This window comes from Paraclostridium sp. MRS3W1, assembly GCF_032465715.1.
GTDB lineage: Bacteria > Bacillota > Clostridia > Peptostreptococcales > Peptostreptococcaceae > Paraclostridium > Paraclostridium dentum.
On record NZ_JAWDJM010000001.1, the window covers coordinates 1 to 11,702 of the forward strand.

An 11,702-nucleotide genomic window follows, 5' to 3' on the forward strand; every position below is an offset into this window, starting at 1 on the left:
ATATATATCTATATATTTCAACTTTTTCGAATTGTTTAGTATTTCATTTATTTTCAGAATAGTAAAAAACAGGCTAATTTCAAACAATTAACCTGTTTTATTTTTTTAATTCATATAAAATTTTTCTTATTTTTTTGTCAAAATTTCAGATTACTCTTTTCCAGCAGAAACCGCTATACTTGATATAAATTTCTTTTGGAATAAACTAAATACAACAACCATAGGAATTATAGAAAGTACTGCTCCTGCCATCATTCTAGGATAATGTGTACCATATTGTCCTACAAAAACTCTAAGCCCTGCTGCTAATGTCAGTTTTTCAGGAGTTGAGTTTACAATTAGTGGCCATAAGAAACTGTTCCAAGCTCCTAATCCTCCAAGGATAGCCACAGTTCCTAAGGCTGGTCTAACAATTGGAACCATTAATTTGAAAAATATTGTAAATTGAGATGCTCCATCTATTATTGCAGCCTCCTCCATGTCTCTAGGTATAGACTTAAAGTGTTGTCGTAATAAAAACGTATAATATATACTAAATATTCCAGGTAATACTATTGCTGTTAATGTATTTAAAAGTCCCATATCTTGTATTATTTGATATTGTGGAATCAAATACATCTGACCAGGTACCATCATAGCTGCCATAAGAATTAAAAATATAGCTTCTTTAAATTTAAAATCTAGTCTTGCAAATGCATATGCTGCTGGTGTTACTATAATTAACTGTAATACTACAGATGCTATCGTTACTATTATTGTATTGAAATAATACTGAGCAAAAGGAAATTCTTTAAATATTTGAGTATAGTTCTCAATTCTTACAGATTCAGGGAATATTTTAGGCGGAATAGCTTCTGCTTCTGCCAATGTTTTAATAGATGTTAAAATCATCCATATAAAAGGTAATGCAATAAATCCTGCCATAAGTATAAGCCCTATGTGAGTTAAAATCTTAGAACTTCTTTTCGTTTCCATACTTTTCCCCCCTAATCTTATTCATCTGAATAATGAACCCATTTTTTTTGCAACTTAAATTGTATTAATGTTACTGCCATTATGATTAAGAATAAGATTACAGCTACAGCAGATGCATACCCCTTATCACCTAATGTAAACCCTAAATCATAGAAATATCTTGTCATAGTTATTGTGGATTCATAAGCTGGACTTCCTTGTTTTATAAGCATGAACACAACATCAAATAATTGGAAAGATCCAATTAAAGACCATATAACAATAAAAAATATACTTGGAGTTAAAAGTGGAATAGTTATATGAGTGAACTGTTTAAATGACGAAGCTCCGTCTATAGATGCTGCTTCATAATAAGATTCAGGTATTGATTGAAGTCCACCTAAGAAAATCATTATCTTGTATCCTAAACCACTCCATATAATGAATACTATTATTACTACTCTAGCTAAGTTAGGATCTGTAAACCATAATTTTCCCTCTAATCCTATAGCTTCTAAAAATTGGTTAACAAGTCCAAATCTTGAATTAAACATCCATTGAAATACTAATGTTGATGCAGATGCCATAGTCACAACAGGTAAGAAATATATAGTTCTATAAATTCCTTTTCCTTTTATGTTTTTGTTAAGTAGGTTTGCTATGCAAATAGATATAATTACCATAGGAGGTACAGTCACTACCACATATAAAAAAGTATTTCCTACAGCTTTATAAAACAACGGATCCTTAAACAACCTTAAAAAGTTTTCAGATCCTACAAAGTTCCATCCTCCAAATGCATTTAAATCTGTTAAGCTATAAAATAAGTTCAGTATAAATGGTATAAAGTTAAATACTAAAACCCCTATTAAAAGTGGCATTATAAACATATATCCAGTTAAGTTGCGCTTTAGGTTTTTCTTTTTTTTAGCTTTTAATTTATCTAAATTGCTGGGCTTTTCATTATATACCTCTGCTTGCAATTAAAATCCCCCTTTTATCTATTCTAAGAGGATGTCTAAAATATAGACACCCTCTAAAAAATCCCTATTTTTTCTCTTTATCTAATATAGATTGCATTTCTTTTTGTGCATTTTCAAGTGCTTGATCTAGGCTTATTTCATCTTGCATAAATTTAGTTACATTATCAACTATAGCTTTATCCCATTTTGAAGTTTCAAAACTATTAGGAAGTGGCATAGCATTTTCTGCTACCTTAGACATAACAGAAGTATCTATCCCTGTTTTTTCTTTCATTACTTTACCAAATAAATCTTGAACATTTTTATGAGCTTGAGGAACTAAAGCTAATTCAGTATATTTTTTCATCGACTCTTCACTTGACATGTAATTAATAAAATCAAAAGCTTCTTCAGGATGTTTAGAGTTTGAAGATATTACATTTCCTAAACCATGTATTACAGTTTTAGATTTATTTCCTTCTTTTATAGTAGGTATTTCATATAATTTAAAGTTTCCTGCAACTTGTGCTTGTTCTTTATCTGAGTATGGTAATAATCCGTATGACCCCATTTGTAAAACTAAAGCTTTTTCAGATTTAAATAATGTTCCAGCTGTAACTTCTAATGTTATATCATATGGACTATGTAAGTCACTCTTTACTAAATCATAATACTTTTTAAATCCTTCTTTAGTTTCAGGTGTTGTTAACATAGCTTTAGTCTTATCATCACTTATTACCTTCCCTCCCGCTGAAGCAACTTCATTAAACACGCCTGACTGTGTACTTTCTGTTGCATAAGAAGTAAAAGGATATATATCTTTTGGCAATTTTGATTTAGCATCTGTCAACCAAGCTATCATCTCATCCCAATTCCAATTTTCCTTAGGCTCAGGAATTCCGTATTCTTCCATAAGCTTTGTATTAACCATTAAAATATTGTTATCCCAGAATGTAGGAATTCCATACTGATCTCCTTTATAACTGTATAAACTACTTAAACTTTCTAAATATTGGCTCATATCAACATTTTTATCTTTTATATAGTCTTTCATATTAACTAACATTCCATTGTCAGCATACTTATTAAAATTAATAGCATTCATCCAATATATATCAGGAGCTGACCCCCCAGCTGCTGCTGTTTCCATTTTAGTCCAATAATCTGCAAATGAATATTGTTCTACCTTAATGTCTACATTTGGATTTTCTTTTTCATACCCATCTATCAAAGTTTCTACAGCTTCCATATGAGTTTTATCCCATATAGCATATCTTAGTTCAACTTTCCCATCAGCACTATTCCCTCCAGCAGAACTACATCCCGTTAGCCCTAGTACTAGAGATAAAACTGCTCCTGTTATAATTCCCCTTTTTAAAAACATATCAAATCCCCTTCCCACAAATTAAACTAATTAAATATATTTTTTCCTGAATATTTCGATAATTCTCTTTAATTATATGATATATAAATGTGAACTCATTGTATTTGTAAATTTATACACTTTTTTTATAATTTTGTGTAATAATATATTATGCTTCAGCCTTTATCTTTTCTATTGCTTCATCCCAAAACTTTTCAATATTAACAACTTCTTTATTTAATCTAGAATACTCAGCTGCAAATGCCATGACATGACTTTCAACAGATTTTTTAGCACTAGTTCTTCCTTCTCCACCGTTTTCTGAAACTAACTTAACAAAGTCTTCCATTATTCCATAATCACCGCCTCCATGGCCTCCTTCGACCTCTTCTGGAATAATAGTTTCTATAGTATTTTCCCCAAATTTCTCAAACTTTTTGACTTCTATAATATTTTTAACGTGATTTCCTCCTACTTCACCATGAGTAAACATCAGTTTAATAGTTCTATTGCATTCTTCAGTGAATGCAGATAAGTTAAATGTAGCTGTTATATCATCTTCAAATTCAAGTATAGTTACCATGTGATCTACAACATTATTATCACATTTATATACACATCTTCCATATGGACCCGTTCTTAATGCTTCTTCTAAATTTTCTTTACTAGGTACTGGATGTACTACTTTTGCAAATATAGGTTTTTCCGATAAATATAATTTTTTAGCTGAGTATGGACATCTTTCTTCTACCTTACAGTCTAAACATCTATCGGCCATTCCTTCTTTAAAATTTTTATCTCTCATATGAGTCAAATGTCCAAATGCAGATATATTGTTACATTTCTTACCTGTTAACCATAATAATATATCCATATCATGACAGCTTTTAGCTAGTATCAAAGGACTTGTTTCATTGCTATTTCTCCAATTTCCTCTAGTAAATGAATGTGCAAAATGCCAATATCCTATATTTTCATTGTGTTGTATGCTAACTAGCTCTCCTAGCTCTTTACTATCTACTATTTCTTTCAATTTTGAGAAAAATGTAGTATATCTAAGCACATGACAAATCATAAACACTTGATTTGGATACTGTTTAGCTAGCTCACCTAATTTTACTATATCTTCTAATTTGTTTGACATTGGTTTTTCAAGCAATACATGATACCCTTTTTCAAGAGCTATCTTAGTTGGCTCATAGTGTGACTCATCATTATTAGCTATTATAATTGCATCAGCCAATCTTTCTTTTTCCAGTAAATCTTCCCATGTTTTAAACACATTTTCAGATTCTATATTATGTTCTTTTACACATATATCCCTTCTTATATCATGTGGTTCTGCCACTGCAACAACTTTCCCTAATTCTTCATGATGTTTAAAATATGGAGCATATGCATGCATACCTCTTGCCCCCGCACCTACTACCGCTACTGTAATTTTCTTCATTAATCATTCCCCCATTAATTTTGAAGTTTTTTATTTACTTATTAAGTATATTCTAATACTTTATTACTTCTATGTATTTGCACTTTTGTATAAATGTTTTACATTTTTATGTATTATATTAAACCTTACACTATAACTAAATTTGATTTTTCATGCTATTTTTTGTAAAATATTATTAGGAAAAAGATTTCATGGTTTTAGGGGGATATTAAATTGTTTAAACAAACTACTTGTTTATCTTTTAAAAAATATGGGGAGACTTTATCATCTTTACCTGATGATATTATAATTTGTGAGAAAAAAACATCTATTACACTTTTAGAAAAATCTATCACTAAACTTTTTTATGCAGAATTTGACATCCATATAAAGTTGCAAAGTGGAGTTGTGCTAATTGTTGTTTCTAATGATTCTAATTTTAATAGTATAGAATCGTTTATCTTAAATAGTAAAATTAAACTAAATAAAGGAGTTTTTTATAATTTTATACCAATATCAGATAATTGTAATGTAGATTTATATGGAAATAGTCTTTTTTTTAATTCAATAAACATTATTCAGGATTATACTTATAAAGAAATAGTGCCTAAAATTTTAATAAGTAAAATTTATACCAAATTTTATCAAGAAAAGCCAACTAATTATTTATTCAAAGGTGAAAAACATAACTTTTGGGAACTTACATATGTAGATAGAGGCGTTTTATATACTGAAGTAAATGGAAAGGAGTTTAAGTTAAATCAGGGGGATTTATTTTTCTATGCTCCAAATGAATATCACTCACAATATACTGATAATAAAAAATCTTGTTCATACTTAACAGTAAGTTTTGAAATGGATTTTAATGATACATCACTTCTTTCAAATAAAGTATTTACCTCTACAAAGGACTTATACACTATAATAACTAAACTTATGAAAGAACTTAATTCTACACATTTATATTGTGATGAGCTTTCTATTTGTTATTTAAAAGAATTAGTTTTGAAAACTCTAAGCATTGATTTTGAAACTTCTATTGTAAAACCAGCTAATAAAATTCAACAATTTTATGACGACGAACTATTAAATTCAATATTGAAATTTATAAATGAAAGTGTATATGATTGTTTGGATATTCAAACTATATGTGATAAGTTTTCAATAAGTAGTTCTAAGTTACACTTATTATTCAGATCTAATTTAGACACTACAGTTAAACTTTATATAAACAATTTAAAGTTAAAGAAAAGCAAAGAACTTATAAAAGAAACTAATTATACTATCAGTGAGATTTCTGAAATTTTAGGATTTAATTCTATTCACTACTTTTCAAATAAATTTAAAAAAGTTTATGGTTTTTCTCCAAGCGAATATTTAAAATCAGTAAACAAAAACTATTAAAGACTAGGATAATATCCTAGTCTTTTTTATTAAGCAGTTATTTTTTCATCATCGTCAGTGCCTATCATTGCAGTTAACTTTTTATTAAATGCAAGTAATATGAATGTACCAACTACTAAAATTATAGGTATAGAAATGAATGTTTGCATAAGACCCATTTTTTCTATTATCATTTGAACATATCCTGCTGCTTTGTTTGCAAAGAAAGTCGCACATGCCCAAACACCCATAAGTAAAGATAAATATTTAGCTGGTGCTATTTTACTTACTAGTGAGTTACCTAATGGTGAGAAACACATTTCTCCTATAGTTTGGAATAAAACGAATAACATTAACCAAATAACACTAGTTTTTACAGTAGCAGCTGATCCTACTCCTCTTGAAAGTTCAGCAGCTATTACGAATCCAAATGCTACTGCTAAAAATACATATCCTAATGCTATTTTTTGAGCCATACTTAAGTCACCTTTTTCTCTCTTAGATAACATAGTCCATATAGCTGCCATTATTGGTCCTAAAACTACACATAAAAATCCATTTAATGAAGTTTCTATCCACATTACAGGTATCTCAAAGCTTCCTACATACATATCTACATAATCTTTCATATATAAAGTTAATGAAGAACCTGCTTGGTTATAAAATACCCAGAAGAAAATTGAGAAAAATGATAATATAAATATTACTTTTACTCTATCTTTTTCTTTCTTAGTTAAAGGTCTATCTGGTGATTTTTCTCCTTTAGTGTCCCCAGCATGTTTATCAAGCATTTTTTGAGGATATTTACCAGCTTCCCCTAAAAACTTCATAGTACATGTAAATAATAATCCACCAAGTAAAGTAGCTATTGCAGCTATCATGAAACATTGTCTAAATCCATATTCAACAACATGTCCATTTTCTATAACTGCAAAAGTTTTAGTGTATAATATACCTATAGTTAATGATCCTATAAATGATCCTAAGTTAACAAATGTATATAATAAAGAAAAGGCTGCATCTTTTCTAGTATTGTCATCATATAACTCCCCAACTAGTGCATTTAAATTACCTTTAAAGAAACCAGTCCCTATCGATATTAAAATTATCATTGCATGAACCCAAATTACACTTGTTGCAAAATAACCTAATGCATATCCTGCTGCCATTATAATCGATCCTATAATTACACAATATCTAGCTCCTATCCATCTATCACATATCATTCCCCCAAATATTGGTGCTAAGTAAGTGAATGCTGCTAGGTTTGCTGCTATAGCCGCTGCATCAGCATTGTCTATTCCTAATCCACCCTGAGATATTGAGTATGATAAGAATAGTAATAATAAAGTTTTTGATCCATAGTATGCGAATCTTTCAAACGTGAATGTTAACCCACAAACATATAACCCCTTAGGATGTTTTGCAGGTGCAGATGTTGTATTTGCCATCTTAAGTCCCCCTTAAATGTTTAATTTTATATTTAAGGTAGCTTTATATTTAAAAAGCTACCTTATTATACTGTTACTCTATACTCCCCTAGTATATTTTTTTAACCATACATTTTCTTCTTCAGTTAAATATGGAGATATTTTTTCATAAACTAATCTATGGTAATTATTTAAATAATCTCTTTCTTCTTTATTTAAATCATCAACATTTATTGCATCTAAATCTATAGGTGCAAATGTTACCACTTCAAATTCCATGAATTGACCATATTCATTTTTTTCTGCTTTTTTAGTTATAAGTTCATTTTCGATTCTTATTCCATGAGAACCTTCAATATATATTCCAGGCTCATTAGTTGTTACCATACCTTCTTCTAACGTAGCTGTTTCTAATCTGTTAGGAGCTATTTTCCATCTAAATCCATTTGGAGCTTCATGTATAGTTCCTAAGAAACCTACCCCATGACCTGTTCCACATTTGTAATCTAAACCTACATTCCACATTGGTCTTCTTGCTAATATATCTAGGTTATATCCTTTTGCTCCGTATAAGAACTTAGCCATAGATAAATTTATCATTCCCCTAAGAACTGCAGTAAAATGCGTCTTTAGCTCACTATTTACTTCCCCTAAAGCAATAGTTCTTGTTATATCTGTTGTTCCATCAAAATATTGACCACCTGAATCTATTAAAAATAAATCACTAGCTTCCAATTTATAATCACTTTCATGTGTAGCGCTGTAGTGCATCATAGCTGCATGTTCTCTATATCCAGCTATAGTTGCAAAACTTGGCTCTATAAATCCTTCTTGGGCACGTCTTAGCTCTTCTAATTTTTCTGATGCACTTATTTCAGAAATTTCTATTTTTCCTACATTATTCTTTAACCAATACATAAATTTGGTAAATGCTATTCCATCTTTTAAGTGGCTATTTCTAACGTTATCTAATTCAATATTATTTTTTACAGCTTTAAAGTTCATTGTAGGATTAGGCTCTTTTATTTTTCGAACTTCATTTGGTAAATTATTATATATTGAGTAGCTAACTTTTCCATCATCTAATAACACTATTTCAGTTTTATCCATAGTTTTAACAAATTCATATATATCATCGTATTTTTTTATTATTACATTTTCTGTTTTTAATTCATTTATTATTTCTTCATTTAATTTGTTTTCATCTATGAATAAGTAAACTTCACCTAATGTTATTATTGCGTATGAAAGAACAACCGGAGTATACTTAACATCTCTACCTCTTATATTAAATAGCCATGCTATATCATCAAGAGTTGTTATAATATGAGATGTTACGTTTTTTTCTTTCATAACTTCTCTAAGTCTTTCTAATTTCGAACTAAATGTCTCCCCTGCATAATTAACCTTTAATAAAAACGCTTTCTCATTTGATAGAGAAGGTCTATCGTTCCATACTCTATCAACTAAATCATACTCGTATTTTATGCTTACATTTTTTTCTTTTAACTTTTCTTCTAAACTCTTGCCCTCATTTGCAGATATTAACCTACCATCAAATCCTAATGTAGATCCTTTAGATAACTTCTCACATATAAATTCTTGAGTAGTAGGAACACCTTCTTCGCCCATTTTAAATAATTTAATCCCCGTATTTTTCAATTGATTTTCAGCCTGTATAAAATATCTTCCATCTGTCCAAAGCCCTGCTTCATCCATAGTTACTACTAAAGTTCCTGCTGAACCTGTAAATCCAGATATGTATGCTCTTGATTTAAAATAATCACCTACGTATTCACTTTGATGATTGTCTGAAGATGGTATTATATATGCATCTATCTTATATTCCCCCATATGTTTCCTTAAACTCTCTAATCTACCACTTATCATAATACTCCCCCTTATCCTACATATAAAATTTTATGCATCATCTATCGCCCACTTACATAGTATCATCTTATGACATCGTTTTCAATATATTTACATTCTTTTTCTTATTTTTAAAATTTTAAGAATTAATTAAATCTTTTCAAAATTATAAAAAATATAAATTTTTAAATGTTATTTTTTTATCTATATTAATATTTTTTTATTAACATAAAAAAACAAAAGGATATGACTTTAGCCATATCCTTTTTACACAAAACACGTACTTATATTTCTTTAGTATACTCTTTTAACCATTCTTGTTCTTCATTAGTTAAGAAAGGAGATACTTTATCATAAACTAATTTATGATACCAATTTAAATATTCTCTTTCTTCTCTATTCATATCATCTACAACGATTGCATCTAAATCAATTGGTGCTAATGTCACAACTTCAAATTCCATAAATTGTCCATATTCATTTTTTTCTGCTTTTTGAACAACTAATTCATTTTCTATTCTTATTCCATGAGATCCTTCAACATATATTCCAGGCTCATTAGTTGTTACCATACCTTCTTCAAGTTCAGCACTATCAAATCTATCTGGCACTATTCTCCATCTAAATCCATTTGGAGCTTCATGTACGTTTAATAAGAAACCTATTCCATGACCTGTTCCACACTTATAATCTATTCCCATATTCCACATTGGTCTTCTTGCTAGTATATCTAAGTTGTATCCTCTTACTCCATGTAAAAACTTAGCCATTGATAAGTTTATCATACCTCTTGCAACTGCTGTAAAGTGTGTTTTAAGTTCATCACTCACTTCACCTAATGCAATAGTTCTTGTTATATCTGTTGTTCCATCAAAATATTGACCACCTGAATCTATTAAAAATAAATCTCTTGGCTCTAATTTATAGTCACTTTCAGGAGTTGCACTGTAGTGCATCATAGCTGCATGTTCTCTATATCCAGCTATTGTACCAAAGCTTGGCTCTATAAATCCATCTTGAGCACGTCTTAAATCTTCTAATTTTTGTGACGCGCTTAATTCAGATATCTCTGTCTTTCCTACATTATTTTTTAACCAATACATGAATTTAGTAAATGCTACACCATCTTTTATATGACTGTTTCTTATGTTTTCTAACTCAACTTTATTCTTTTGAGCTTTCATAAACATAGTTGGATTAAACTCATCTATTTTTCTAACGTCATCAGGTATATTATTTAATATAGCATAGTTTATTTTTGTTGAATCTAATAATATTATTTCATCTTTATTTAATGTTTTTATAAATTCATATATATCATTATATGGTTTTATAACTACATTTTCTTTGTTTAATTCAGCTAATATTTCTTCATTTAACTTAGCTTCGTCAACAAATAAGTAAACTTTATCTAAAGTTATTAAAGTATAAGATAATACTACAGGATTGAATTTAACATCTCCTCCTCTTATATTAAATAACCAAGCTATATCGTCAAGAGTTGTTATTACATGAGTTGTTGCTCCTTTTTCTTTCATAACTTCTCTAACTCTATTTAACTTTGAGCTAAATGATTCACCTGCATATTTAACATCTAATAAAAATGCTTTTTCATTCGATAAAGCTGGTCTATTTTCCCAAATTTTATCTACTAAATCATATTCATATGATATTTTTATATTTTTTTCAGATAATTTTTTCTCTAAATTTTGTCCTTCCCTAGCACATATAACTCTACCATCAAACCCTAATACTCCATCTTCTTTTACACTATTAAATATGTACTCTTCAGTGGTTGGAACACCTTCTTCTCCCATTTTAAATAATTTTATACCGCTTCCTTTTAATTCACTTTCAGCTTGTATAAAATATCTTCCGTCTGTCCAAAGTCCTGCTTCATCCATAGTTACTACTACAGTACCTGCTGAACCTGTAAATCCAGATATAAACTCTCTACTTTTAAAGTAATCTCCCACATACTCACTTTGGTGATTGTCTGAAGATGGTATTATATATGCATCCATACCATTTTGTTTCATATAATTTCTAAGCATAGATAATCTTTCTTTTATCATATTAAAGCCCCCTAAGTTATATTTATATATGTTTATAAAGAGGTTGAGACCTCTTTGTTAAAACCTAAATTATTTTATGTAAATTCACAATATTTTTTGTTAAATATTTCTTAAACTTTCTTTGAAAAGTTATAATTTTTCAATTTTCATTTGTTATTAAAATAAATTTTACCACCTCATGACATCGTTTTCAATGATTTTTATAAAAAATTTATATATATTTAATATTTTTTATCT

Annotated in this window: 8 protein-coding genes; 1 reads left to right on the plus strand and 7 read right to left on the minus strand. The window is 29.0% G+C overall.

The genetic code is table 11. The features are described 5' to 3' along the window. Positions 1 to 150 precede the first annotated feature (150 nt). The 4 genes from RWY47_RS00005 to RWY47_RS00020 form a co-directional block, all read right to left on the minus strand. Complete coding sequence (locus RWY47_RS00005; RefSeq protein WP_224170583.1) at positions 151 to 975, minus strand: carbohydrate ABC transporter permease; 825 nt, start codon at positions 973 to 975, stop codon at positions 151 to 153. A 17-nt stretch (positions 976 to 992) separates the two neighbouring features. Continuing rightward, a complete protein-coding gene (locus RWY47_RS00010) occupies positions 993 to 1,937 on the minus strand; it encodes a carbohydrate ABC transporter permease (protein WP_021429006.1) in 945 nt (314 codons plus the stop codon). Positions 1,938 to 2,001: 64 nt separating this feature from the next. After that, positions 2,002 to 3,300 carry an ABC transporter substrate-binding protein gene (locus RWY47_RS00015; protein ID WP_224170580.1) on the minus strand — a complete coding sequence of 433 codons (1,299 nt, stop codon included), beginning with the start codon at positions 3,298 to 3,300 and terminating at the stop codon, positions 2,002 to 2,004. A 148-nt stretch (positions 3,301 to 3,448) separates the two neighbouring features. Next, positions 3,449 to 4,729: a Gfo/Idh/MocA family protein gene (locus tag RWY47_RS00020; protein WP_142730150.1), complete on the minus strand. Its 1,281-nt coding sequence runs from the start codon at positions 4,727 to 4,729 to the stop codon at positions 3,449 to 3,451. 213 nt (positions 4,730 to 4,942) lie between these two features. Between RWY47_RS00020 and RWY47_RS00025 the strand changes: the two genes are divergently transcribed. After that, positions 4,943 to 6,112: an AraC family transcriptional regulator gene (locus tag RWY47_RS00025; RefSeq protein WP_224170579.1), complete on the plus strand. Its 1,170-nt coding sequence runs from the start codon at positions 4,943 to 4,945 to the stop codon at positions 6,110 to 6,112. 29 nt (positions 6,113 to 6,141) lie between these two features. On the opposite strand, the gene RWY47_RS00030 is transcribed toward RWY47_RS00025, so the two are convergent. From RWY47_RS00030 to RWY47_RS00040, 3 genes are all read right to left on the minus strand, one after another. Next, positions 6,142 to 7,542, minus strand: coding sequence for a peptide MFS transporter (locus RWY47_RS00030; protein WP_220796513.1), 1,401 nt, complete (start codon positions 7,540 to 7,542; stop codon positions 6,142 to 6,144). A 78-nt stretch (positions 7,543 to 7,620) separates the two neighbouring features. Then, on the minus strand, positions 7,621 to 9,414 hold the full coding sequence (locus RWY47_RS00035; protein ID WP_412544903.1) for an aminopeptidase P family protein: 1,794 nt from the start codon (positions 9,412 to 9,414) through the stop codon (positions 7,621 to 7,623). A 260-nt stretch (positions 9,415 to 9,674) separates the two neighbouring features. After that, entirely contained in the window at positions 9,675 to 11,465 is a 1,791-nt protein-coding gene (locus tag RWY47_RS00040) for an aminopeptidase P family protein (protein WP_224170577.1), read from the minus strand. Positions 11,466 to 11,702 lie beyond the last annotated feature (237 nt).

Bases quoted from the DNA above. Each gene is read 5' to 3' on its own strand.
- RWY47_RS00020 (WP_142730150.1), bottom strand. From the start codon at position 4,729: ATGAAGAAAATTACAGTAGCGGTAGTAGGTGCGGGGGCAAGAGGTATG.
- RWY47_RS00040 (WP_224170577.1), bottom strand. From the start codon at position 11,465: ATGATAAAAGAAAGATTATCTATGCTTAGAAATTATATGAAACAAAAT.
- RWY47_RS00015 (WP_224170580.1), bottom strand. From the start codon at position 3,300: ATGTTTTTAAAAAGGGGAATTATAACAGGAGCAGTTTTATCTCTAGTA.
- RWY47_RS00030 (WP_220796513.1), bottom strand. From the start codon at position 7,542: ATGGCAAATACAACATCTGCACCTGCAAAACATCCTAAGGGGTTATAT.
- RWY47_RS00005 (WP_224170583.1), bottom strand. From the start codon at position 975: ATGGAAACGAAAAGAAGTTCTAAGATTTTAACTCACATAGGGCTTATA.